At 68.1% G+C, this 23,951-nt stretch carries 24 protein-coding genes and 3 tRNA genes; 16 read left to right on the forward strand and 11 right to left on the reverse strand.

Annotated features, from left to right (window positions below; translation table 11 throughout):
* The first annotated feature begins 310 nt into the window (after nt 1-310).
* From V7Z82_RS04335 to V7Z82_RS04350, 4 genes are all read left to right on the forward strand, one after another.
* Entirely contained in the window at nt 311-1,474 is a 1,164-nt protein-coding gene (locus V7Z82_RS04335; RefSeq protein ID WP_334149148.1) for a low temperature requirement protein A, read from the forward strand.
* 78 nt (nt 1,475-1,552) lie between these two features.
* Entirely contained in the window at nt 1,553-2,530 is a 978-nt protein-coding gene (locus tag V7Z82_RS04340) for an intradiol ring-cleavage dioxygenase (protein WP_334148374.1), read from the forward strand.
* A gap of 203 nt (nt 2,531-2,733) precedes the next feature.
* Complete coding sequence (locus V7Z82_RS04345) at nt 2,734-3,018, forward strand: hypothetical protein (RefSeq protein WP_334148376.1); 285 nt, start codon at nt 2,734-2,736, stop codon at nt 3,016-3,018.
* A gap of 134 nt (nt 3,019-3,152) precedes the next feature.
* Entirely contained in the window at nt 3,153-4,271 is a 1,119-nt protein-coding gene (locus V7Z82_RS04350) for a fatty acid desaturase family protein (RefSeq protein WP_442927591.1), read from the forward strand.
* 66 nt (nt 4,272-4,337) lie between these two features.
* Here the strand turns inward: V7Z82_RS04350 and V7Z82_RS04355 are convergent, their stop codons facing one another.
* Nucleotides 4,338-5,711, reverse strand: a complete 1,374-nt coding sequence (locus V7Z82_RS04355; protein ID WP_334148380.1) for a DivIVA domain-containing protein — start codon at nt 5,709-5,711, stop codon at nt 4,338-4,340.
* A 227-nt stretch (nt 5,712-5,938) separates the two neighbouring features.
* Entirely contained in the window at nt 5,939-6,244 is a 306-nt protein-coding gene (locus V7Z82_RS04360) for a DUF7882 family protein (RefSeq protein WP_334148382.1), read from the reverse strand.
* A gap of 148 nt (nt 6,245-6,392) precedes the next feature.
* On the opposite strand from V7Z82_RS04360, the gene V7Z82_RS04365 reads away from it, so the two are divergent.
* Both V7Z82_RS04365 and V7Z82_RS04370 read left to right on the forward strand, forming a co-directional pair.
* Nucleotides 6,393-6,683, forward strand: coding sequence for a hypothetical protein (locus V7Z82_RS04365; RefSeq protein WP_334148386.1), 291 nt, complete (start codon nt 6,393-6,395; stop codon nt 6,681-6,683).
* 104 nt (nt 6,684-6,787) lie between these two features.
* Nucleotides 6,788-8,098 carry a VCBS repeat domain-containing M23 family metallopeptidase gene (locus V7Z82_RS04370; RefSeq protein ID WP_334148387.1) on the forward strand — a complete coding sequence of 437 codons (1,311 nt, stop codon included), beginning with the start codon at nt 6,788-6,790 and terminating at the stop codon, nt 8,096-8,098.
* A gap of 42 nt (nt 8,099-8,140) precedes the next feature.
* Here V7Z82_RS04370 and V7Z82_RS04375 read toward each other — a convergent pair whose 3' ends face one another.
* Entirely contained in the window at nt 8,141-8,329 is a 189-nt protein-coding gene (locus V7Z82_RS04375) for a hypothetical protein (RefSeq protein ID WP_334148389.1), read from the reverse strand.
* Nucleotides 8,330-8,575: 246 nt separating this feature from the next.
* Here V7Z82_RS04375 and V7Z82_RS04380 point away from each other — a divergent pair, with 246 nt between their 5' ends.
* Together V7Z82_RS04380 and V7Z82_RS04385 are read left to right on the forward strand one after the other, a co-directional pair.
* On the forward strand, nt 8,576-9,007 hold the full coding sequence (locus V7Z82_RS04380; protein ID WP_334148390.1) for a hypothetical protein: 432 nt from the start codon (nt 8,576-8,578) through the stop codon (nt 9,005-9,007).
* Between the two features lie 56 nt (nt 9,008-9,063).
* Nucleotides 9,064-10,146, forward strand: coding sequence for an alkene reductase (locus V7Z82_RS04385; protein WP_334148391.1), 1,083 nt, complete (start codon nt 9,064-9,066; stop codon nt 10,144-10,146).
* On the opposite strand, the gene V7Z82_RS04390 is transcribed toward V7Z82_RS04385, so the two are convergent.
* Nucleotides 10,116-11,051 (reverse strand): LysR family transcriptional regulator, encoded by a 936-nt coding sequence (locus tag V7Z82_RS04390; RefSeq protein WP_334148392.1) that lies wholly within the window; start codon nt 11,049-11,051, stop codon nt 10,116-10,118. The two genes, V7Z82_RS04385 and V7Z82_RS04390, sit on opposite strands and share 31 nt — an antisense overlap.
* Before the next feature lie 151 nt (nt 11,052-11,202).
* Between V7Z82_RS04390 and V7Z82_RS04395 the strand changes: the two genes are divergently transcribed.
* Both V7Z82_RS04395 and V7Z82_RS04400 read left to right on the forward strand, forming a co-directional pair.
* Nucleotides 11,203-12,471, forward strand: a complete 1,269-nt coding sequence (locus V7Z82_RS04395) for an MFS transporter (RefSeq protein ID WP_334148394.1) — start codon at nt 11,203-11,205, stop codon at nt 12,469-12,471.
* A gap of 27 nt (nt 12,472-12,498) precedes the next feature.
* Nucleotides 12,499-14,136 (forward strand): amidohydrolase, encoded by a 1,638-nt coding sequence (locus V7Z82_RS04400; protein ID WP_334148396.1) that lies wholly within the window; start codon nt 12,499-12,501, stop codon nt 14,134-14,136.
* A 6-nt stretch (nt 14,137-14,142) separates the two neighbouring features.
* Here V7Z82_RS04400 and V7Z82_RS04405 read toward each other — a convergent pair whose 3' ends face one another.
* From V7Z82_RS04405 to V7Z82_RS04420, 4 genes are all read right to left on the reverse strand, one after another.
* The gene (locus V7Z82_RS04405; RefSeq protein ID WP_334148398.1) at nt 14,143-14,454 is read right to left on the reverse strand and encodes a hypothetical protein; all 312 of its coding nucleotides are present in this window, start codon (nt 14,452-14,454) and stop codon (nt 14,143-14,145) included.
* A gap of 211 nt (nt 14,455-14,665) precedes the next feature.
* A tRNA-Phe gene (locus V7Z82_RS04410) sits at nt 14,666-14,738 on the reverse strand.
* 73 nt (nt 14,739-14,811) lie between these two features.
* Nucleotides 14,812-14,885, reverse strand: a tRNA-Asp gene (locus V7Z82_RS04415).
* Between the two features lie 28 nt (nt 14,886-14,913).
* Nucleotides 14,914-14,986 (reverse strand) — tRNA-Glu (locus tag V7Z82_RS04420).
* A gap of 211 nt (nt 14,987-15,197) precedes the next feature.
* Between V7Z82_RS04420 and V7Z82_RS04425 the strand changes: the two genes are divergently transcribed.
* Entirely contained in the window at nt 15,198-16,604 is a 1,407-nt protein-coding gene (locus tag V7Z82_RS04425; RefSeq protein WP_334148400.1) for a M23 family metallopeptidase, read from the forward strand.
* An 82-nt stretch (nt 16,605-16,686) separates the two neighbouring features.
* Here V7Z82_RS04425 and ppa read toward each other — a convergent pair whose 3' ends face one another.
* Both ppa and V7Z82_RS04435 read right to left on the reverse strand, forming a co-directional pair.
* On the reverse strand, nt 16,687-17,178 hold the full coding sequence (gene ppa, locus V7Z82_RS04430; RefSeq protein WP_334148403.1) for an inorganic diphosphatase: 492 nt from the start codon (nt 17,176-17,178) through the stop codon (nt 16,687-16,689).
* A gap of 40 nt (nt 17,179-17,218) precedes the next feature.
* Nucleotides 17,219-17,851 carry a TMEM175 family protein gene (locus V7Z82_RS04435; RefSeq protein WP_334148405.1) on the reverse strand — a complete coding sequence of 211 codons (633 nt, stop codon included), beginning with the start codon at nt 17,849-17,851 and terminating at the stop codon, nt 17,219-17,221.
* A gap of 76 nt (nt 17,852-17,927) precedes the next feature.
* On the opposite strand from V7Z82_RS04435, the gene tilS reads away from it, so the two are divergent.
* A complete protein-coding gene (tilS, locus tag V7Z82_RS04440) occupies nt 17,928-18,917 on the forward strand; it encodes a tRNA lysidine(34) synthetase TilS (RefSeq protein WP_334148407.1) in 990 nt (329 codons plus the stop codon).
* 111 nt (nt 18,918-19,028) lie between these two features.
* Here tilS and V7Z82_RS04445 read toward each other — a convergent pair whose 3' ends face one another.
* Nucleotides 19,029-19,622, reverse strand: a complete 594-nt coding sequence (locus tag V7Z82_RS04445) for a DUF937 domain-containing protein (RefSeq protein ID WP_334148409.1) — start codon at nt 19,620-19,622, stop codon at nt 19,029-19,031.
* A 136-nt stretch (nt 19,623-19,758) separates the two neighbouring features.
* Between V7Z82_RS04445 and hpt the strand changes: the two genes are divergently transcribed.
* The 4 genes from hpt to folP all read left to right on the forward strand — a co-directional run bounded on the left by hpt (nt 19,759) and on the right by folP (nt 23,907).
* Nucleotides 19,759-20,310 carry a hypoxanthine phosphoribosyltransferase gene (gene hpt, locus V7Z82_RS04450; protein WP_045278994.1) on the forward strand — a complete coding sequence of 184 codons (552 nt, stop codon included), beginning with the start codon at nt 19,759-19,761 and terminating at the stop codon, nt 20,308-20,310.
* Between the two features lie 119 nt (nt 20,311-20,429).
* On the forward strand, nt 20,430-22,430 hold the full coding sequence (ftsH, locus tag V7Z82_RS04455) for an ATP-dependent zinc metalloprotease FtsH (protein ID WP_334148413.1): 2,001 nt from the start codon (nt 20,430-20,432) through the stop codon (nt 22,428-22,430).
* Nucleotides 22,431-22,432: 2 nt separating this feature from the next.
* Entirely contained in the window at nt 22,433-23,101 is a 669-nt protein-coding gene (folE, locus tag V7Z82_RS04460; protein WP_334148415.1) for a GTP cyclohydrolase I, read from the forward strand.
* Entirely contained in the window at nt 23,098-23,907 is an 810-nt protein-coding gene (gene folP / locus V7Z82_RS04465) for a dihydropteroate synthase (RefSeq protein WP_334148417.1), read from the forward strand. The genes folE and folP overlap by 4 nt, the downstream gene beginning before the upstream one ends.
* Nucleotides 23,908-23,951 lie beyond the last annotated feature (44 nt).

Below are 23,951 nucleotides of genomic sequence, written 5' to 3' on the forward strand. Positions count from 1 at the left end.
ATGTGTTCCCCAGATGTTTCCCCAGACCGCGAACAAACGCTCGCGGCGTTCGTCTGCATTCCCGACCCCTCGGGTTTCCGCTGCACCTTCCGTGATCCCACACCACGGATTTGCGATCGCCGTCCCACACGGCTTGCTGACAGCGGACACTGCAGACATCCGACAGCATAGCGGAAGAGACTCGCGGAGGGAAGATAACTTCCGCGAATGGAGCAACGGGTCCTGCGCCGCCGATCCGAGGCCGCGGGACGAGGGCTATCCTGACCCCGTGAACGCCCTCCCAGCGCCCTCGCGCTTCCAGCTCAGCCGCATGCTGCCTCGCGATCCTGCGCAGCCGCACCGGACCGCCAGCACGCTCGAGCTCTTCTTCGACCTCGTGTTCGTGGTCGCGGTGAGCATCGTCTCGGCGCAACTGCATCATGCGCTGAGCCACGGGGACTTCGCGCACGGGATCACCTCGTACCTGATGGTGTTCTTCGCCATCTGGTGGGCGTGGATGAACTTCACGTGGTTCGCGACATCGTTCGACACCGACGACTGGCTCTACCGCATCACGACGATCGTGCAGATGGGCGGGGTGCTGGTCCTGGCGGCCGGCGTGCCGAACGCCTTCGAGCACGGCGACTTCACGGTGCCGGTCCTCGGATACGTGGTGATGCGGGTGGCGATGATCGCGCAGTGGCTGCGCGCATCACGCTCGGCGGGAGCGCTGCGGGCCGCGACACGGCGCTACGCCATCGGGATCGCCGGCGTGCAGGTGCTGTGGATCCTCTTCCTGGTGATTCCGTCCGGACCCGTGCAGCTCGTCGCCTTCGTGGCGTTCGCGCTCATCGAGATCAGCGTCCCGGTGTTCGCCGAGTACCGGCAGCAGACGCCATGGCATCCGCACCACATCACGGAGCGCTACGGCCTGTTCACCCTCATCGTGCTCGGCGAGAGCCTGCTCGCCTCGGCCAACGCGATCATCGACGCCCTCGGCGAGGTCGAGTCGCTCGGGCCGCTGATCGCGATCGCCGTGCTCACGTTGGTGGTGACGGCGTCGCTGTGGTGGATCTACTTCTGGCCGCCGCATCACCGCGCGATCACCAGCTTCGCCAGGTCGCTCCGCTACGGCTACAGCCACTACTTCGTCTTCGCCGCGGCCGCGGCGTTCTCCGCGGGCATCGAGGTCGAGATCGACGTGCTCACCGGCGAGAGCCACCTGTCGAACATCGCCGCATCGTTCACCGTCACCATCCCCATCGCGATCTTCCTGCTCGGCATCTGGTGGATCGCGATCAGGGAGAATGCCGACCGCGTCGTGAACACCGTGGTGCCGGCCGGAGCGCTGCTGGTGCTGCTCGACCCCATCCTGCCGATCCCCGTCACGCTCACCGCGGTGATCCTGGTGGTCGTCGTGGTCGTGCTCGTGCTGCGTCCTCCCGTGCCGCGCGACGCTCAGGCCATGCCGCGCGCTGCGGGTCAGGCTTCATAGGCCGCCCACAGGCGTCGCATACGCTCCTGCTCGATGGGTCGTGAAGAGTCGGGGGACACCCGACGAGAGGAGCCCCTCATGAAGATCCCGCAGCCGACCCCCACCCCGGACGGTCCGACGTATGAGGGGCGTCTGCTCGATCGAGCCGACGAAGAGATCGTCGATCAGGGCGCGGCGTTCGACATCCGCACCGTCATGAGTCGAAGGGGAGTGCTCGGCCTCGCCGGTCTCGGTCTCGGCGCCGTCGTCCTCGCGGCATGCACGCCCGCGGCGTCCGGCGGCGCTGCTGCGACCGTCACGCCGTCCGCCGCACCGTCTGCATCCGCGTCGCCTTCGGCGATCGGGAGCGTGAGCGGCGAGATCCCGGACGAGACCGCAGGCCCCTACCCCGGGGACGGCTCGAACGGGCCGGACGTGCTGACCGACTCCGGCATCGTGCGCTCCGACATCCGGTCGTCGATCGACGGCGGTGCCACGGCAGACGGTGTGCCCCTGTCGTTCGAGCTCCAGATCATCGACATCGCCGACGGCGGCATCCCCTTCGCCGGCGCCGCCGTCTACGCCTGGCACTGCACGGCGCAGGGGGAGTACTCGATGTACTCCCAGGGGCTGGAGGACGTCACGTATCTGCGCGGCGTGCAGGTGGCGGATGCCGAGGGGCGGGTCTCGTTCACCTCGATCTTCCCCGGCTGCTACTCCGGCCGCTGGCCGCACATCCACTTCGAGGTCTTCCCGGACGTCGCGTCGATCACCGATGCGAGCAACGCGATCTCGACGTCGCAGCTGGCGCTCCCCGAGGCGGTCTGCGCGATCGTGTACGCCGAGTCGGGCTACGACGGCTCCACGCGCAACCTGAGCAGCATCACGCTCGCCAGCGACACCGTGTTCGGAGACGACTCCGGTGAGCTCCAGCTCGCCACGGTCACCGGCGACGTCGCGAGCGGCTACACCGCCACGCTCATCGTCGGCGTCGACACCACGACAGTGCCGAGCGCCGGCGCCGCTCCGGGCGGCGGAGCCGGGCCCGACGGTGGCGGCCAGCCTCCCGAGAACTGACGACGGGACAGTTCCCAGGCTCGCCGTCCGAGGCGTCTGTTAGACTGATGCTGCAGCGTGAGTGTTTTGCCCCTCTCGGCCTTCACGTCGCCACTGATCAGGGCCATCACGGACCACGCACATCGATGCGCGCGGCATCCGCCTTCGATCTCACATCTTGCGGAGCGCAGACGCGTGCCCGCCACACAGCAATGAGCACCACCATGAATATCACCACCTTCCCTCCTTCCGATCCGCTGACCTGGAAACAGGCAGACACCGACGTGTACGTCGCCACCCGTGGCGGCGAGTTCGCCGGCTTCGTCGAGTTCGACGGAGCCACCCACCTCGTCCGCGACGAGCGCGGCACCGACCTCGGCTCCTTCGGCTCGCTCGACGACGCCCAGGGGGAGCTCGAGGTCGTCCAGCGCGCCCGTGCGCCCCGTCCGCGCGCGTCCGCGACACGCCGCAGCGCGCCCCGTCGTCACCGCCGTCCAGCCCGCGTCTGAGGGCGTGTCATAGACGCGGCATGAATACTGCTATGTATTCCGTTCCGCGCATGTGGTCAGGGTTACTCTGAATCAAGCGTTGGGCGGCTGCCTTGGGCTTACACAGGCTCAAGGGCTCCGATCGACGGGAGAGCATCATCTCTACTACCCAGCTCGACACGACCAGCGCGACACTCGGACCGGTGCGCCAGACGTACTCCGGCAACGCAGACTTCCCGCCGATGGCGCAGGCCTACAAGCAGGTGTCGCAGGTGGTCAAGGAGACCGGCCTGCTCCGCAGGGCGCAGTGGTTCTACGTCGCTGTCGCCGCCGGCATCGCGGTCGCCCTCGGCGGCCTCATCACCGGCTTCATCCTGCTCGGCGACAGCTGGTTCCAGCTGCTCATCGCTGCAGGACTCGGCATCGTCCTGACGCAGATCGCGTTCCTCGGACACGAGGCCGCGCACCGTCAGATCCTGACCACGGGACCTGCGAACTTCAAGCTCGCCCGCATCGTGATCGCCAGCATCGGCATGAGCTACTCGTGGTGGGACTCGAAGCACACCAAGCACCACGGCAACCCGAACCAGGTCGGCAAGGACCCCGACATCGAGGTCGACACGATCTCGTTCCTCGAAGAGGACGCCGCGAAGGCCAAGGGCCTCATCAAGCTGATCACCCGCAAGCAGGGCTGGCTCTTCTTTCCGCTGCTCACGCTCGAGGGTCTGAACCTCCACTTCCTCGGCCTGAAGTACCTCATGACGACGAAGAACGTCAAGGGACGCTGGATCGAGCTCAGCATCATCGCGCTGCGGTTCGCCCTCATCCTCGTGCCGGTGTTCATGATGCTTCCGCTCGGCATGGCGTTCGCCTTCATGGGCGTGCAGTTCGCCGTCTTCGGCGTCTACATGGGCGCGGCGTTCGCCCCGAACCACAAGGGCATGCCGATCATCGACCCGAGCGCCCGCCTCGACTTCTTCACCAAGCAGGTGCGCACCTCCCGCAACATCAGCGGTGGATGGTGGACGACCTGGCTGATGGGCGGCCTGAACTACCAGGTGGAGCACCACCTGTTCCCGAACATGCCGCGCCCGCACCTGGCAAAGGCGCGAGAGATCGTCCGCGACTACTGCGCGTCGAACAACGTGCCTTACACCGAGACCAGCCTCGGCCGGTCCTACCTGATCGTGATCGAGTACCTGAACCGCGTCGGACTCTCCGCCGGTGCCGATCCCTTCGACTGCCCCGCAGTCGCGCAGTTCGGTCGCGCGTAGTCCGCAGCATCGACGAGATCGCCCCGGTCCTCCATGAGAGGACCGGGGCGATTCGCGTAGCGGGGCTCAGCGCTTGGAGGACTTGCCCGTCTCGACCACGTCGATCGTGATCTTCTCGAGGGGGCTGTCGTCGTCGACGAGTTCGTCGTCGAGCACCTCGTCGCCGAGGAACTCCTCAGCGGGTGCCGCCTCGTCCGCCGGCGTGACAGCGTCGGCTGCTGCTGCGGACTCGGTCGACGTCTCGTGCGTGTAGACGCCGTCGGGGCGGATGAGCTCGCGCACCTCAGACATGAAGCTCGTGAGCTGCTGCTGCTGCCAGCGCAGCTGCCGCGTGCGGTCCTCCGCGTCGCGCACCACGGCCGCGGTGTGGTTGGTGACCGAGTCGACGATCTTCTGGGCCTTCACCCGCGCGCGCTCGAGCGTCTCCCTGGAGCGCACCTGCGCCTCGGCCTCGATCGCCTGGGACTGGCTGCGCATCAGGCGCTCGTAGTCCTCGGCCTTCGCCGAGATCCGCTGCGCATGCTCGAGCGACGCCGTGACCTGCTCGTTCGCGTCGGACGTGATGCGCTCGGCGTGTGCGACGGCCTGGTTGTGCAGCACGAGGAACTCCTGCTGTGCGTCGTCCTGTCGACGCGTGAGCGTCTCCTCGAACTCCAGCACCCTGGCGTTCATGTCGCGCACATCGCGCTCGGCGTCGGCGCGCAGCTGCGTGGTCTCCCTGGTGACGAGTGAGCGCAGCGCTGCCGCGCCCTTCTCGGCCTCGGTACGGATGGCGGATGCCTCCTGTGCGGCCTGGTTCACCTTCTCGGCTGCGTGGCTCGCCTCGCGCTCGAGGTGAGCCTCGTGCGCCGTGTACTCGGTGTCCATCTTGAGGCGCACCTGGTCGGCGTCGCGCTGCGCCTGCGAGGTGATGCGCTCGGCGTCGGCGTTCGCCTCGGCGCGCTGCGCCTCGACCTCTTCGCGGGCGGCGGCCATGAGGCGATCCGCCTGCACCGCCGCGTTCTGGATGAGGACGTTCGCCTGCTCCTCGGCGACTCGAAGGATCGCCTCGAACTGCTGGCGCGACGGCGTCTCCTTGCCGTCGGGTGTCGGTGCGTCGACGAGTTCGGACGTGAGCGTCGCGATCTGCTGCTCGGCGTCGGCGATCTGCGCCTTCGCCGCGACCAGCTCGCTCTCCAGCGCCTCGCGCGAGCTGCGCTCTTCGTCGCGGATGCTCTCGACCGAGCTCGTGTGCTGCTCATCGGCATCGGTGAGCTGGTCGGTGGCCTGCTGGAGTCGCGTCCGGAGCGCTGCGAGCGCGGCGTCGACCTCGGCCTTGTCGTAGCCGCGGAAGCCCACGGTGAATGTGGACGACTCCTGAGGCGTGGTCTCGATCAGCTGGTCGAAGAAATCGGGCGAACGCTGATCGTCGCGATCGGCGGTTCCGGAGGGTTCGCTCATGCTTCATGCCTTTCTGGCGTGGCCACGTCGCGAAGCAGCGGCTCCCTCGCATTGCGGGCGAGGATCACGTGGACCGAGGAGATGTCGTGAAGGGTGGCGCATCATGAGCGCGACCTGCCGGAAGCCTGGTCGCGCGTGATGCGGTCCCAGCCTAGTTGTCGAGCCTGAGAGATGCGCCCCCTGATTCTGCGGGCTCCGACCGGCGGAACGATCCGTCGGCGCAGGGGTCAGACGGGGCTGATCAGGTGGTCGAGCACCAACTCGCCGGAGGCGTTGAGCGCACGCATCATCTCGGCGATGAGCTTCGCATCGACGTGGGGCGGTTCTGCGGCGTCGTATCCGAACTGGAGGGGGATCGCGGGGTGGATCCAGACGGTGGCCCGACGGTCAGGTCCGTCGCCGACCGGGAGCCACGTCATCATGAAGCTCTCCTGGCGGCGCAGCTTCGTCGAGATCACGATCTTGAGATGGGCGAGCGTCCCATCCTCGATGAGGATCGGATCTGAAGTGCCGTCGTAGCGGAGCCTGCCCATGGTCAAAAATCTACACCCGAGCCGCGACCGCGCCCGCGCGTCTGCCCTTTTTCGCGGCGCGGCGCAATCCCCCTCCCTGAGCGAGGTTCCGGGGCTATCGTCGCCGGAACGAGCAGAGATCGACATCCGGGAGTAGCGGAGGAGAACGATGAGCGACGTGGAGGAAACCCAGACGATGGTGCGCACGCAAGTCGCGGTGGACGAGGTCGGCTTCCTTCTTGCGCAGGGGCAGTCCATCGAGGACTTCAAAGACCACGTGGAGCACGCGCTGCACGCAGGTGGAGGGTTCGTGGATTTCATCGCTGTCGGCGACCGCTCCATGAGTGTGCTGATCACTCCTGCGAGTCGAGTGGTCGTCTCCGTCGAGACCGTGCAGCTGGATCCTCGTGACGCAGGCGATGATGCCGCTCCGTACGGTGGCGTGTTCGACATGCTCTGAGCGGTATCGAGTCGGTTGGGCGCGCTGATACGGTGACAGCGGAAGGACGAGTGTCCCTGGGGCCGACCGAGTGAGAGCGAACTCGATACATGCAGCGAACGTCATTGTCTCGACGTGCCCGCTTCGGCGTCGTCGCTGCCGTGCTGGCGGTGCTCGTCGGTGCGCTCGCCCCGACCATGACGTCGGGCGCTCCGGCCGTCGCGGCGACCGACGGGCAGATGATCTACCCCGCGTCGGGCAACATCCAGTCCAAGGTCAATGACGGTTGTCGGGGGAACTTCCGAGCGCACGAGGGCATCGACATCACCGGCCCCGGCGGCACGCCGATCCTGGCCGCCTACGACGGCGTGATCAAGACGCGCACCGCGAACAGCGGCTACGGCAACTACACCGACATCGAGCATCCCGGCGGGTACGTCACGCGCTACGCGCACATGGCATCGACGGGCATCTATGCGCCAGGCACACGGGTCACGCGCGGGCAGCAGATCGGCGTGATCGGAATGACCGGAGCGACCTCCGCGAATCACCTGCATTTCGAGGTCCGTCGAAACGGAGCGGTGTACACCGCCATCAACAACGGCTTCACGTGCCTCGCCAATGTCGTGCGCGGGAACGTCATCCCGATGTCGTTCCCGGGGCTCGGAGCGCCCCGCAACGCCTCCGTGGTCTCCGCCGACTACGACGGCGACGGCAAGGCCGACCTGCTGGTGGTCGCCGAAGACAGCGACCTTCGTCATTACTCGGGAGCAGGAACCGGAAGCTTCTATCCGCCGTCCGTCGTCACATCAGCCTGGGGCCTGTACCGGCACCTCACCCACGCGGACCTCAACGGTGATGGTCTCGGAGACATGCTCGCGGTGCGCAGCGACGGAGCGCTCGAGTTCTACGGGAGCACCGCGAGCGGCGGGTTCGGGGTGCACGAGATCATCGCCTCCGACTGGTACGACAAGCTGCACGTGACATCCGGAGCGGATTACGACGGTGACGGCAAGCAGGACGTGGTGGCCGTCTCGCCGGACGGCGTCCTCACCGTCTTCCGCGGCAACGGAGCCGGAGGGCTCACGGTCCCGAACTCGGTTCGCGGCGGGGGATGGCAGAACATGCGATTCCTGGTCGGGGGCGACTTCAACAACGACGGGCTCGGCGACCTCATGGCCCTCGACAACGGCGGTGTCCTGTACTTCTACCCGGGGCAGGCCGGTGCGTTCGGTGCTCGCCAGGTCGTCGCCGGCGACTGGTCCGGCGTGACGGGGCTCACCGGCGGCGTGGACTACAACGGTGACGGCCTGCCGGATCTGCTCGTCCGGGTGGCCTCGGGCGATCTGTACTTCCATCCAGGAACCGGAGGCCCCGCGTTCAGATCGCGGGTGCTGATCGGAGCCGGCTGGGGGCCCTTCCCGCAGATCGAGTGACAGACTTCGTCACGACGGCGAATGCGGTGAGGGCGACGAGCGTCACTCGAGCCCATCGACACGTGAGTGGTCGTCCTCCCCTGCCTCGACGCGGGTCGCGCGAGCATCGAGCAGGTCTGCCAGCAGTCGGTTCAGCTCGGGTTCGACGCCTGACGCCGCAGTGCGGCGGAAGCCCTCGGCGGCGTCGCGGAGGGCATTGGCCTTCACCTCTCGCAGCTCATCTTCATTCATGCTCTGTACCCGTCCCCAGGTCTCGCCTCCTCGATCACCCACTCTTCGCCGAATGCCGAGGTCCCCACCCCTGATTCGTCCGGTTATCCGCAATCGAACGGTACATCCTGCGCAATTCTTTGCCTAGTGGTTGATGAGCGGTGTCCAGATATGCGACACGCGGACGCGCGGTCCACGACGCCGGAATGAAACCTCAGTGCCATAACGATCCTGAGGTTTCACGCGGGTTCTTCCTAGGCTCACAGCATGCGGATGCCACGGATCGCCCTACTGCTCCTCGCATCGGTCGTCGTGCTCAGCGGCTGCGTGCCGTTCGGCTTCGCCTGCACCACGATCGGGCACGGCAGCGTCATCCACGTGACGCTCGCTCAACCGCGGCCAGGGCTCGATGTCGAGCTCTGCGCCGGTGCAGGCTGCATCCCCGGTCCGCCGGACCAGGGGGTGCAACTCGGAGCGACCGAGGTCCCGGCGTCCACTGGCATCTTCGGCCTCTCCGGCAGCAGCGAGACCGGGTGGACGGCGTCGATCGGAGCCGAACCGAAGCCGTTGCGCTACACCGTGCTCGACGCGACCGGAGCAGTCGTCGCCTCGGGAGAGGCCGACGTCGCGATGATGCGGATCGACGGGACGGAGCAGTGCGGCGGCAACATGGAGGGCATGATCGAGCTGCCCGTCTGAGCCGGCTGGGACACCGACGGGGAATACCGCGCCGCCGATGCGGCTTGGCTCCCACTGTGAGCCTTTACGAATCCGCCGTCTTCGGCGCCCTCCAGCTGTCCAACCGCGTCGTCATGGCACCCCTCACTCGAACGAGGGCCGACGATGACGGCGTCCCGTCCGATGTGATGGTGGAGTACTACCGGCAGCGGTCGGGCCAGGGACTCATCATCAGCGAAGGCACGTGGCCGGCGACCGAGGGGAAGTCCTACCCGGGGCAGCCCGGAATCGTCACTGCTGCGCAGATCGAGGGATGGCGCAGTGTCACCGAGGCGGTGCATGCGAGCGGCGGCACGATCGTGATGCAGCTCATGCACGGCGGCCGGGTGTCGCATCCCGCGATCTCGGGAGAGCCGCGCGTGGTCGCACCGAGCGCGCTCGCCGCGCCCGGCCAGACTCGCACGCCGGAGGGCAAGGCCGATCTGCCGGTGGCGCATGCGCTGACTGCCGAAGAGATCCCCTTCGTGGTCGAGCAGTTCGTCCAGGCCGCGCGGAACGCGATCGAGGCGGGCTTCGACGGGGTCGAGGTGCACGGCGCGAACGGCTACCTCGTGCACGAGTTCCTCTCCCCGGTGTCGAACATCCGCGAGGACCGGTACGGCGGATCTCCCGAGAACCGTGCCCGCTTCGCGGTCGAGGTGACGAGCGCCGTCGCAGCCGCAGTCGGCGCGGAGCGCACCGGCATCCGCCTCTCGCCGCAGCACAACATCCAGGGTGTCCTCGAGGAGGACGACGCAGATGTCCATGCCACCTACACGGCGGTCGCCGAGGGGCTCGCCCCGCTCGGGCTCGCGTTCGTCGACGTGCTGAACGCGTCGCCGGCGGGCGAGCTCGTGCAGCACATCCGCCGCACGCTCGGCGCACCGCTGATCGTGAACTCCGGGTTCGCCACACCGACGAGCCGTGACGAGGCCGAGGCGCTCGTCGCCGACGGCTGGGCGGATGCCGTCGCCGCGGGCCGTCCGGTGATCGCGAACCCCGACCTCGTGGAGCGGTGGCAGTCGGGTGCTGAGCTCAACGAGCCCCGGCCGGAGCTGTTCTACGGTTCGACGGACGAGGGATACACCGACTACCCGTCGCTCGAGTCCGTTCGCGCCTGACCTCTCGCAGCGGCAGGCCGCGGCGGCTCGTCGACGTAGAGCCCGCCGACGTGCTTCGCGGCGAATCGGGTGAGCTGTTCGACCACGCCGCGGATGTCGTCGCGGGCGTAGTGCGTGCGCTCCCAGCCCGCATAGAGCGCGCACTGCATCGGTTCGCCTCGATGGTGCAACGGTCGCGACTCCAGGCCGAATCGTGGCGGCTCGACGACCACGCAGGGGCCGTGACCGGCAGCCGCCCGCGCCTGGATGATCGGCGCATCCGCTCCGAAGCTCGCCATCTCCATCGACCACGCCTCGCTCTCGGCGGCCTGCTGGATCTGCGCCCAGGCCGCCGAGCCCTTTCCCGAGGTCAGGAAGGGGCCGGCGAGGAGATCGGCGAGTTCGACTCTGTCACTCGCCGCGAGCGGGTGCGAGGCGGGCAGCTGGCACAGCAGCGGCAGGGGCAGGATGCGCACGCTGCTCAGTCTCGAGTCCGGAGGACTGGTCGTGACGGCGAGGTCCGCGCCGGTGCGCAGCCGGTCGTACGTCTCGGTGGGAGTCGCGACCACGACATCCGAGATCGGTCCGCCACCGGCGATGAACGGCGCGAGCACGAGCACGCTCGTCATCTCGGGGGCTGCGGCCACGAACGACCGCTCCTCCTGCACGATGCCGGTCATCACCTCACGTGCTCGTCTGCCGCGGCGGACCAGATCCCTGGCCATCGGCTCGAGGCGCTCGCCGGCGTAGGTCGTGACCATCCCGTGCGGCATCCGGCGGAACAGCGATGCGCCCACCTGGCGCTCGAGCGATGCGATCTGCCGCGACACCGAAGGCTGCGTCCTGATCAGCCGTTCTGCGGCCAGACTCACCGAGCCGCTGTCGATGACCGCGACGAACGCTTCCAGCTCCCGCTCCCCATACATACGCAAAGCGTATACCTCTACCCGCTTTTCTCATTGGACGAGTATGGGGTGACCCCGTCAGGATGGGCTGATCCCGAGTCACCTGACAGAGAGGGCCTCCCCGATGGCCGCTTTGCACACTGAGATCACCCCTGCCCGGCAACGTCGTTCGATGGTCGGTGCGTTCGTCGGCACCGCGATCGAGTGGTACGACTTCTACATCTTCGGCACGGCCGCGGCGCTCGTGTTCGGTCGCGTCTTCTACCCCGATGTGGCACCCGGCGCCGCGCTCCTCGCATCGTTCGCGACCTTCTGGGTCGGCTTCCTGATGCGTCCGGTCGGCGGACTCGTCTTCGGGCACTTCGGCGACAAGCTCGGACGCAAGAACGTCCTCGTCATCACGCTGATGATGATGGGCATCGCCACGACCCTCATCGGTCTCCTGCCCACCTACGCCCAGATCGGCATCCTCGCGCCCGTGCTCCTGGTGGTCCTTCGCGGACTGCAGGGCTTCGCGGTCGGTGGCGAATGGGGCGGCGCGGTGCTGCTGTCGACCGAGAACGCCACGGAGAAGAAGAAGGGGCTCGCCGGCGCCTGGGTGCAGCAGGGCTCGCCTGCGGGTTCCATCCTCGCGACCCTCATGTTCCTGCTCGTCGGCCTGCTGCCCGACGAGCAGTTCATCAGCTGGGGCTGGCGCATCCCGTTCCTGATGTCGGCCGTCCTGGTGATCATCGGCCTCGTGATCCGCGTGAAGGTCGAGGAGTCGCCGGACTTCGTCGCCGCGAAGGCGTCGAAGGAGGTCGTGAGCGCTCCGGTGCTCGTCGCATTGCGCACCGCGCCGGTCCTGATCGGTCTCGGCGTGCTCGCCTCGGTGATGGGCATCTCGAACGCCTACTTCTCGAACACCTTCCTGCTCGCCTGGACGACCGGTCCGCTCGGCATCGACCGGCAGCTGATGCTCAACATCCTGCTCGGCATGGCGGTGCTGCAGTTCATCTGGCAGCCGATCGCCGCGAAGATCGCCGAGCGACAGGGCATCGCCAGGGTGATGCTCGCCGGACTTCTGCTCAGCGTGATCCTCATCGTGCCCTACTTCCTGGCGATCCAGGCAGCCGATCCGTTCTGGATCACCGTCACCCTGTACGCCACGATCATCGGCAGCACGGCGTACTACGCCCTGCTCGCGACGCTGCTCGCCTCGGCGTTCCCTGCTCGCATCCGCTACTCGGGCGTCTCGCTCGCCTATCAGCTCTGCGCGACCGTCTTCGGCGGCTCGACGCCGCTGGTCGCGCAGTGGATCCTCAACTCCACCGGCGGCAGCGTGTGGGGAGTCGCGGCGTTCTATGCGGCGATGGTCCTGCTCACGATCGCCGGCGTCTGGGGGCTGCAGCGTCGGATGACGCGGGATCTGGCCGCCGCACGGACCGAAGTCGCAGTCTGACCGCGGCTCGAACGCAGGAGAGAGAACATGCGCGTCGACACGATCTTCACGAACGCCCGCATCCGTACGCTCGACGCCGCACGGCCGAGCGCGCACACCGTCGGAACGCTCAACGGCCGGATCGTCGGCTTCGACGACGACCTGCACGGTGTCGACGCTGATCAGGTCGTCGACCTCGGCGGCCAGCCGGTGCTGCCGGGGTTCCACGATGCCCATCACCACCTGTCGCTCACGGGCTTCCGGCTCGCGTCGCTGAACGTCCGGCCCGGGGCGGTGAACTCGCTCGCCGAGCTGTACGACGCAGTGCGGCAGCACTCGGAAGGACTGGCTCCGGATGCCTGGGTCCGCGGCTCAGGGTACGACCAGAACTTCCTCGAGGGCCATCCGACCGCCGAGGGCCTCGACCGGGTCGCCGGCGGCCGCCCGGTGATCCTCGAGCACGTCTCCGGGCACATGATGGTCGCGAACACCCGGGCCTTCGAGCAGGCGGGATACGCCGGACGTGTGGGCTTCCCGGAGATCGCGGGCGGCGGCATCCCCCGGGACGCTGCGGGGCGGCCGGAGGGCTTGCTGCAGGAGTCGGCGATGGGCCCGATCTTCGCCCTCGTCCGGCCGGTCGACCTCGACGAGGTGCGGCGCAATCTGCAGCTCGCGAGCGACCAGGCGCTCGGGTACGGTCTCACCTCGGTGACCGAGCCGGGGATCGGCGAGATCCGGATGGTCGGCAACAGCCCGCTCGACTATCACGCGTACCAGACCGCCGTCGAGCAGCGGCAGCTGCGGGTTCGCACGACGCTGATGCCGTACATCACCGTCCTGCATCCGTTCACCGATCTTCCGGAGAAGGACGTGCTCGGGCTTGACCTCGGCATCCGCACCGGCCTCGGCGACGACATGCTGCGCGTCGGGCCGGTCAAGATCGTCGCCGACGGCTCGTTCATCGGCCGATCGGCAGCCATGCACGCCTGCTTCCATGGCGAGGCCGACAACTTCGGCGTGCTCCTGCATGAGCCGGAGCAGCTGCACGACTACATCGTCGGCGCGCATCGGGCCGGGTGGACGGTGGCCACGCACGCGATCGGCGACCGGGCGATCACCCATGTGCTCGACGCGGTCGAGGAGGCGCAGCGCATCGCCCCGCGCCCCGACGTGCGGCACCGCATCGAGCACTTCGCCCTCGCGAGTGACGCCGACATCGCCCGAGCGGCGAAGCTCGGAGTCATCCCGGTGCCGCAGGGCGTGTTCGTCTCGGACTTCGGCGACGGCATGGCTGCGGCCGTGGCTGCCGACCGACGCGACGACATCTATCGAGTGAAGTCGCTGGCGGATGCCGGCATCGTGCTGAACGGATCGACGGACTCGCCGATCTCCGACGCGAACCCCCTGGTCTCACTGCGCGACATGGTGCTCCGGCGCACGAGCGGCGGCCACGTGCTGGGGGAGCGCGAGCGCGTGAGCGTCGACGAGGCCGTGCGTGCATACACCTCCGGTTCGGCGTATGCGGTGAGCCAGGAGCATGCCAAGGGCACGCTGCGGGTGGGCATGCTCGCTGACTTCATCGCGCTGAGCGACGACCTGTACCAGATCGAGCCGGAGCGGATCGCGGAGCAGCAGGTCACCGCGACCGTGGTCGGCGGGGAGCTGGTGTTCGGCGAGGGGGCCTGAACCCGCTCAGTCGGCGGTCGGGCCGAGTCGGAGCCGTCCTCGCAGGAACGGCAGCGCCGGTGCCCGGTATCCGAGCGTCGGCGGATGGCCCGGTTCGAGCGTGAACTCGGCCTGGCCGAAGCGCCACATCCGGTTGAAGAGGAACACGCCGATCTCGGTCGCCTCCGTGGACGAGACCTGCCAGGTGCCGAGTCCCCACTGCGCCGGCTGACCGCGTCCTTCGATCACGACGGTCGGACGGATACCGGCGTAGAGCGCGAACCACGGCTTGTGCAGGGTCAGCTCGATGCGTCGGGAAGCTGTGGCGTCGTCGGTCACCGGTGGGTCCTTCTGTGGGCGTGGACTGCCAGCGTATTGGACGGAGCCGGCAGGCTCGATGCCGGACCGTTGATAGCGGGATCCGGGGGAGTCGTCGGTCGACTCGATCCGGGGAGCAGCTTGGCGCCCACCCTTCACCAGGGCAGAGCAAAACCCCCGCCATGTAGAAGCTAGGCGAGGGTTTCTGGGATCACTGTAATGATGATCCGTGTGGCTCCGACGGGCGTCGATCCCGTGACCTCACGATTTTCAGTCGTGCGCTCTACCAACTGAGCTACAGAGCCGTGGTGCGACCGGCGAACCTGTCGCGTCCTAGACGAAGGGCCCTCTCCGAAGAAAGAGCCCGACGAACCGGAGCGACCCTGACGGGACTTGAACCCGCGACCTCCGCCGTGACAGGGCGGCACGCTAACCAACTGCGCTACAGGGCCATACTTGTTTTCAATTATATCGGAAGAGTGACCCCAACGGGATTCGAACCCGTGCTACCGCCGTGAAAGGGCGGCGTCCTAGGCCGCTAAACGATGGGGCCGGAGTCCGTCCCCTGGGGGACTTCCTTGCCGACGCTCAAGCATAAGGGATGTCTCGCGCAAATCGCGAATCGAGGGCGATGCACCGTTCCGCCGGGCGTGTTCCGGGCTGCTGCGGGCAGATGGCGACTGCATGTTCGTTGCAATCCACTCTGTTGCTGATGTGAACGTTGTTGTTAGTGTGGCATTTGTGAAACTGGCGGAAGGGGCCGTGTGAACGACCAGATCACGTCGGATGCAGCTGCAGCGGCATCCGCGGAATGCGGGTGTGCACCGACCCCGACAGAGAGCCGTGCGTTCCAGAAGAGCGGCATCACGCGTCGTGGAGCCCTCGGGCTCGGCGCGCTGAGCGTCGTCGCCCTGAGCGCATTCGGCGTCAGCTCCGGCGTCTCCGCCGCCTATGCGGCCTCGTACCCCAGCTGGGACGACGTGCAGCGGGCGAAGGGCAACGAAGCGGCCAAGGCCGCAGAGGTCACCCGCATCGAGGGCCTCATCCAGTCGCTGACCCAGAAGGTCGCCGAGACCCAGGCAGCGGCCGAGGTCGCCTCCAACGAGTTCTACGAAGCGCAGCAGACGTTCTTCGCAGCCATCGCGCGTGCCGACGACCTGCAGGCCAAGGCCGACGAGCAGGCCGGCCTCGCCACCGAGTCAGCCCGCAAGGCGGGCCAGGTCGCCGCGCAGCTCTATCGCAACGGCGGCGACGACACCTCGCTCGAACTGTTCTTCGCCGGTTCCGCGAACAACGCCGACGAGCTGCTCTCGCGCCTCGGCACGATGGACAAGCTCTTCGAGTACAACCAGTCGGTCTACGACGACGCGGTCGCAGCGCGCAACTCCGCGCAGTCGCTGAGCGATCAGGCCGTCGTCGCACGTGCCGAGCGCGACCGCCTGCAGCAGATCGCCGAGCAGAAGATGGTCGCAGCCCAGCAGGCAGCGGATGCCGCGCAGGCGGCGCTCGACGAGCAGTCGGCGAACCTCGCCACCATGCAGGCACAGCTCGCCGCCCTCAAGGACACCACCGCGACCACCGTCGCCGGCTACCAGGAGGGCGTCCGCGTCGCCGAAGAGGAGCGCAAGCGCCGGGAGGCAGCAGCCGCGGCTGAGGCAGCGCGAGCAGCCGCAGCGGCCGCAGCGGCCAACAACAACGGTGGTGGAGGCGGCGGCGGAGGCGGCGGAGGCGGCGGCGGCGGCTCTGCCGGATCCGACGGCTGGGTGCGCCCGCACGGCGGATCGCGCAGCTCCGGCTACGGCCCCCGCTCGCAGCAGTGCAACTCGAACGGATGCTCGTCGAGCTGGCACTACGGCATCGATCTCGCCAACGGCTGCGGCGCGGCGATCTACGCTGCGCACTCCGGCACGGTGGACGCAGCGTTCTACAACGGCGGCTACGGCAACTACGTCCGCATCCAGCACGGCGGCGGCATCGCAACCGGATACGCGCACATCAAGCAGGGCGGATTCGCCGTGCGCAGCGGCCAGTGGGTCAACGCCGGCCAGGTCATCGCATACGCGGGCAACACCGGCGGATCGTTCGGCTGCCACCTCCACTACGAGGTGTACATCAACGGCCGGTACACGAACCCGGCCGACTTCATGGCCGCGCGCGGCATCTCGATCTGAGCATCCGTCCCTGAGACGAAGAAGACCCCCGGGCCGCTGAGCGGCACCGGGGGTCTTTCGCTTCGACTGGCTCAGCGAGAGGTCAGTGACCCTGCTCGGCTGCGCGGACGATCGCCTCGTCGAGGATGCGCTGCGCCTCGGCGGCGTTGCCCCACTCGTCGACCTTGACCCACTTGTTGGGCTCGAGGTCCTTGTAGTGCTCGAAGAAGTGCGAGATCTCCTTCTTCGTGTACTCGGCGATGTCGTCGATGTCCTGGATGTGGGCCCAGCGCGGGTCCTTCGCCAGCACGGCGACGAGCTTGTCGTCTCCGCCGGCCTCGTCGCTCATCTTCAGCACTGCGACCGGGCGCACCTCGACGACGACGCCGGGGTAGATGGCCTGGTCGAGCAGCACGAGCACGTCGAGCGGGTCGCCGTCCTCGCCGAGCGTGTTGTCGAAGTACCCGTAGTCGGCCGGGTAGCCGAAGGTCGTGTAGAGCACGCGGTCGAGGTGCACTCGTCCGGTCTCGTGGTCGACCTCGTACTTCACGCGGCTGCCGCGCGGGATCTCGATGACGGCGTCGTGTGCGCCCATGCGTGTGCTCCTCAGGAAAAGTTCGGTTGGATGCCGCGGACTAGCCTACTCGGCGGTGCAGCACCCGATTCAGCAGGCGGCTGAGCGGGTCGCTCAGGAGCAGCAGGAACAGGGCCGTGTATCCGTGCGGCGATGCCAGGGCCGCGATCGCGAGTGCGATGAGGAACAGGACGATCGCTGCGAGGTCGCCGATGGCACCGGCGCGCATCGTCTCGGCCGAGGTGGTGGTGAGGTCCGGATGCCGGGACAGGTACAGCCATCCGGCGAGCGTCGTCACCTGCGTCATGATGAGCGTGCCGATGTAGACGACAGGCTGCAGCGCATCGGTGTCCATCTGCCCGATCATCGCCGTGGGCACCGGCAGCCAGACGATCGTCGCCATCCACGCGACGTTGATCCACAGCAGCCACGGGGTGATCCACTCCACGTCGCGGTACTGCCGGTGGTGGCCCATCCAGAAGGTCGCGATGAGCAGGAAGCTGAGCCCGAAGCTCAGCAGCTGGCCCGAGTGCTCGGACAGGAACTCGGCGGTGCTGACCTTGCCGGATGCCGCATCCGACACCGATTCCATCAACGGCAGGATGAGCAGCGTCATCGCGATCGCCACCACCGCGTCGACGAACGCCTTGAATCGTTCGGGTCTGAAGCGCTGGGGACTCATCGGATCTGCCACGGCGCAAGACTAAGGCGCATCGGCGCCCCTGCGCGAGCGGTGCGCGGGAACGCGGCGGGTGTTCTAGCGTGGGACCGTGCCATCGCTCTCACCGTCCATCGCCGAGATCCGCCTCGCCGTGCGCACTGCGCTCGCCGACCTGCCGGAGGGATCGACCGTCGTCGTCGCCCTGTCGGGGGGAGCGGACTCGCTTGCGCTCGCCGCAGCGACGGCGTTCGAGGCCGCCAAGCTGGGACTCGCAGCGGCGTCCCTGACGGTGGACCACGCCCTGCAGGAGGGATCGGATGAGGTTGCCGCGCGAGCTGCCCGTGCCGCGGCGGCGCTCGGTCTCGATGCGCTCGTGGTGCGAGTCGACGTCGACGGAGACGGTGGCCCGGAGGCCGCTGCCAGGGACGCCAGGTACCGGGTGCTCCGTGATGCGGCAGCGGGTGCCGGGGCATCCGCTGTGCTGCTCGGACACACGCTCGACGATCAGGCCGAGACCGTGCTGCTCGGCCTCGCCCGGGGCTCCGGGGCGGCGAGCCTGCAGGGCATGTCGCCGGTCCGCGAGGACGAGGACGGCACCCGCTGGCTGCGACCGCTGCTCGGCGTCCGTCGCGAGACCACGCGGGCGTTCTGCACGGCATCCGATCTCACGCCGTGGGAGGACCCGCACAACCAGGACGACCGCTTCGCACGGGTCCGGGTGCGGAGCACTGTGCTGCCGGTCCTGGAGTCCGAGCTCGGCCCCGGCATCGCCGAGGCGCTGGCGCGCACGGCGGAGCAGCTGCGCGAGGATGCCGAGGCGTTCGACGAGATGATCCACGAGACCATCGAGGACATCGTCGAGCACGCCGAGGCCGGCATCTCGGTCAGTGTCGCCGCGCTCGCAGCGAACCCGGCCGCGCTGCGCAACCGGATCATCCGACTGGTGGTCGACAGCGAGTTCGGAGTCAGCCTCACTCGCACGCAGACGGTGGAGGTCGCGCGCCTCGTCACGGACTGGTCCGGGCAGGGCCCGATCGATCTGCCGGGATGCTCCGCCGTCCGCCGCGGCGGACAGCTGGTGTTCGCGGCGCGCGACTGACCCCGGGCCGCGCGTTCTGCGGCCGAAAACGACTTCTGCGGCCCCTCGAGTGCAAGGAGGCCGCAGAAGTGGAACATGGCCGCCGTCGTGGCGGCCCAGGATGAGCGGTGGCTACTTCTTGCCGCCGAGGAGCCCGCCGAGCAGGCCGCCGAGGTCGATACCGCCGCCCTTGCTGCCGCCGCCGAGGATGCCGCCGAGCACGTCGCCGATCCCGCCACCGCCCGAGCCGCTGCTGTTCCCGCCGCCGAGGATGCCGCCGATCAGGTCGCCGATCCCGCCGGACTCCTGCTTGGCGCCGGCATCCGCCTGCTCGGTCTTGCCCTTGTTCGCGTTCGCGATCAGGCCCATGACGATGGGCGCGAGGATCGGGAGCAGCTTGCCGAAGTCGATGCCGGCCGTCGCCTTCGACTCCGTGAGCGTGGCGGTGACCTCCTTCTCCTTCGCGCCGAGGATGTGGGAGACGATCTTGCCGCCGTCTGCCTGATCGATGTCGTCGACCTTCGCCGCGCCGGCCTTGCCCTCGTGCTTCTTCAACGCGTTCTGGATGGCGGTGGAACCCGACTCGGTCTCCGCGTTCTTGGCGAGTCCGCCCAGCAGCACCGCACCGCCCTGCTCGACCGCAGCCTTGGCGACGTCATGCGAGACGCCGAGCTTCGCTGCGATGTCGTCGATCGGCACCTGCGTGAGGATGTCGTCAAGAGCCATGGTGATTCCTTCCGTCGGTGGGCGCGAGCCCGTGTCACCGCTCAGAGTAGTGCGGATGCCGTGCCGAGGGGAGTGTGCACCCACGCTGGACGCGACCTGGGACGAGGCATCCGATCGCGTCACCTAAAATCGGTCTATGCGCGCCTCGGAAATCCAGGATGACCTTGCCCAGATCCTCGTCACCGAGGAGGAGATCCTCGCCAAGCTCGATGAGCTGGCGACGCAGGTCGCCGCGGACTACGAGGGCAAGGACCTGCTCCTGGTCGGCGTGCTGAAGGGTGCGGTCATGGTGATGGCCGACTTCGCTCGCGCGTTGCCGTTCCACGCGCCGATGGACTGGATGGCGGTGTCGAGCTACGGCGCGAGCACGAAGTCCAGCGGTGTCGTGCAGATCCGCAAGGACCTCGACAGCGACCTGAACGGCAAGCACGTGCTGATCGTCGAGGACATCATCGATTCCGGTCTCACGCTCAGCTGGCTGCTGGAGAACTTCGGCACCCGCGGCGCCGAGTCCGTCGAGGTGCTGGCACTGCTGCGCAAGCCCGAGGCGGCCAAGGTCGAGATCGACTGCCGCTACGTCGGCTTCGACATCCCGACCGACTTCGTGGTCGGCTACGGCCTCGACTACAACGAGCGCTACCGCAACCTGCGCGACGTCGCGGTGCTCGCGCCGCACGTCTACTCCTGACGCGTCGACGGGCTCAGCGCCCCAGGAGCCTCGGACGGGCGCAGACCCAGGAGCGAGGGGTACGCCGTGGGTGAACGCACAGCGACCCCCTAGGGCGCGCGCGATACGCTGATCCGATCATGGATGTGAAGAAGATCACCAGGAACCCCCTGATCTACGTGGCGCTGATCGGACTGCTGCTGTTCGGCGGCTTCCTGCTGATCTCGAACCTCGGTGCCCCGAAGCAGATCACCACGCAAGAGGGTCTGAAGCTGCTCGCCGGCACCACGGTCACCGAGGTCGTCACGACCGACGGTGATCAGCGCGTCGACATGACGCTGTCGAAGGCGTTCGAGGGCTCGGAGAACGTCCAGTTCTACTACGTCGACGCCCGCGCCGACGAGGTCGTCACCGCGATCAACGACGCCGACCCGAAGGACGGTTTCAACGACGCGGTGCCGCGCGCGACCTGGTTCGACGGATTCATCTCGCTGCTGCTCCCGCTCGTGCTGCTCGGCCTCCTGTTCTGGTGGCTGCTGTCGTCGATGCAGGGCGGTGGCGGCAAGGTCATGCAGTTCGGCAAGTCCAAGGCCAAGCTCGTGAACAAGGAGACGCCGACCGTCACCTTCGCGGACGTGGCCGGTGCCGACGAGGCGATCGAGGAGCTCCACGAGATCAAGGAGTTCCTGCAGGACCCGGCGAAGTTCCAGGCCATCGGCGCCCGCATCCCGAAGGGCGTGCTGCTGTACGGCCCTCCGGGAACCGGCAAGACGCTGCTCGCCCGCGCGGTCGCCGGCGAGGCAGGCGCCCCCTTCTACTCGATCTCCGGTTCCGACTTCGTCGAGATGTTCGTCGGTGTCGGCGCGTCGCGTGTTCGCGACCTGTTCAACGTCGCCAAGGAGAACGCACCTGCCATCATCTTCATCGATGAGATCGACGCGGTCGGTCGTCATCGTGGTGCCGGCATGGGCGGCGGCAATGACGAGCGCGAGCAGACCCTGAACCAGATGCTCGTCGAGATGGACGGCTTCGACCCGAACGCGAACGTCATCGTGATCGCGGCCACGAACCGCCCTGACATCCTCGACCCCGCGCTGCTGCGCCCGGGTCGCTTCGACCGTCAGATCGGTGTGGACGCTCCCGACCTCAAGGGCCGCCAGAAGATCCTCGAGGTGCACAGCAAGGGCAAGCCCCTCGCGAAGAGCGTCGACCTCGAGGTCGTCGCTCGCAAGACACCCGGCTTCACGGGCGCCGATCTCGCGAACGTCCTCAACGAGGCTGCGCTGCTCACCGCTCGCTCGAACGCGCAGCTGGTCGACAACCGCGCGCTCGACGAGGCCATCGATCGTGTGATCGCCGGTCCGCAGCGCCGCACCCGCGTCATGAAGGACAAGGAGAAGCTCATCACGGCGTACCACGAGGGCGGACACGCACTCGCGGCAGCGGCGATGAACTACACCGACCCCGTCACGAAGATCACGATCCTGCCCCGCGGCAAGGCCCTCGGCTACACGATGGTGCTCCCGCTGGACGACAAGTACTCCATCACCCGCAACGAGCTGCAGGACCAGCTGACCTACGCGATGGGTGGCCGCGTCGCCGAGGAGATCATCTTCCACGACCCGACCACCGGCGCCTCGAACGACATCGAGAAGGCGACCTCGATCGCGCGCAAGATGGTCATCGAGTACGGCATGACCACGCAGGTCGGTCCGGTCAAGCTCGGCACCGAAGGCGGTGACATGTTCGTGGCCCGCGACATGGGCCGTGGCCGCGAGTACTCCGAGAAGGTCGCCGAACGGGTCGACGCCGAGGTGCGTGCCCTGATCGAGCAGGCCCACAACGAGGCCTACGAGGTGATCAGCGCGAACCGCGACATCCTCGACCGTCTCGCGCTGGCGCTGCTCGAAGAGGAGACCCTCGACCACAACCAGATCGCGGAGATCTTCACCGAGATCAAGAAGCTCCCCGAGCGTCCGCTGTGGCTGTCGAGCGAGGATCGCCCGGTCTCGGAGCGTCCTCCGATCGAGGTGCCGAAGAAGGACGTGTCGCTGGCTGCATCGGTCGAGGCTCCGGCAGCGACCGCGCGGACGCAGACCGGATCGGCGGGTGCCGGTCAGGCGCGACCTGCGACGGCCTGAGCGTGACCGTCGACAGAGCGCGCGTCGAGAGGCTCACGCGTGAGCTGCTCGAGGCGATCGGCGAGGATCCGGATCGGCCGGGGCTGAAGCAGACCCCGACACGGATGGGCGAGCTGTACGCCGAATTCTTCGCGGGAGTCGGGGCGGATGCTGCCGAGCCCCTCGCGCGCACGATCAGCGTGACCAGAGGACCCGCCCCCGACACGCTGCCGTCGGGTGCCGTGCTGCTTCGCGACATCCGTTTCCGTTCGGTGTGCGAGCACCACCTGCTGCCGTTCGCCGGCCGCGCGCACCTCGCGTATCTCCCCGGCGAGCAGGTGGTCGGTCTCGGTGCCCTCGTGAAGGTCGTGGAGATCCTCGCCGCTCGTCCGCAGGTGCAGGAGCGACTGGGGGAGCAGATCGCCGACACGATCGCCGAGCACCTCGACACCCGCGGCGTGCTGGTCGTGCTCGACGCCAGCCACGGCTGCGTCACGATGCGCGGCGGGCGTCAGCCCGAGGCATCCACCCTCACGATCGCCGCCCGTGGTGAGTACACGGATCCGGCGGCGCGCGCTGAGCTGATCACGCTGATCGGCGCTTCGACGGGCTCAGCGACCCAGGGTGCGGGCTCAGCGACCCAGGGTGCGGGCGCAGCGACCCAGGGTGCGGGCGCAGGAGTCCAGGGATGACCGGCATCTGGGGCATCGTCAACGTGACCCCGGACTCGTTCAGCGACGGTGGGCTGTATCTCGACGTCGACAGCGCGGTCGCACGCGGGCGGTGGATGCGCGAAGAGGGCGCGACGGTGATCGATGTCGGCGGCGAATCGACCAGGCCGGGTGCGGAGCGGGTGTCGGCGGCCGTCGAGCAGCAGCGCGTGATCCCCGTGATCGAGCAGCTGGTCGCGGCCGGAGCGCCCGTGAGCATCGACACCCTCAACGCCTCGACGGCGGCGGCAGCGGTTCGGGCTGGGGCGCGCATCGTGAACGACGTGTCCGGGGGGCTCGCGGATCCCGACATGCGCGCGGCTGTTGCGGAGTCCGGGGCGGACTACGTCATCGGACACTGGCGCGGATTCTCCGATGACATGTATGCGCACGCCGAATATCGTCGCGCCGCGCGTGAGGTCGCAGGCGAGTTGCAGGAGCGCCTGGGCGAGGCCGCGGCATCCGGCATCGCGCCATCACGGGTCATCCTCGATCCGGGCATCGGGTTCGCGAAGGCCGGTGCCCAGAACTGGGACGTGCTGCGCGGACTCGATGAGATCGTGGCCCTCGGCCCGCGCGTGCTGATCGGCACCTCTCGCAAGCGGTTCCTCGCGGAGGCGCTCCGGCCCGCACGTGGTTCAGACGGGGTGACGGTGGACCGTCGCGACCTCGCGACCGCGGTCACGAGCGCCCTCGCGCTCCGCGCCGGGGTCTGGGCCGTCCGCGTGCACGACGTCGCCACCACGCGCGACGCGTTGGCGATCGCGCACGCCTGGGACGGGCGCTGAGCGAACAGTCCGGCGCGGACAGGTCGTGCGCCGTACGCTAGGTG

The sequence above is a fragment of the Microbacterium sp. genome (assembly GCF_036823965.1).
Classification (GTDB): domain Bacteria; phylum Actinomycetota; class Actinomycetes; order Actinomycetales; family Microbacteriaceae; genus Microbacterium.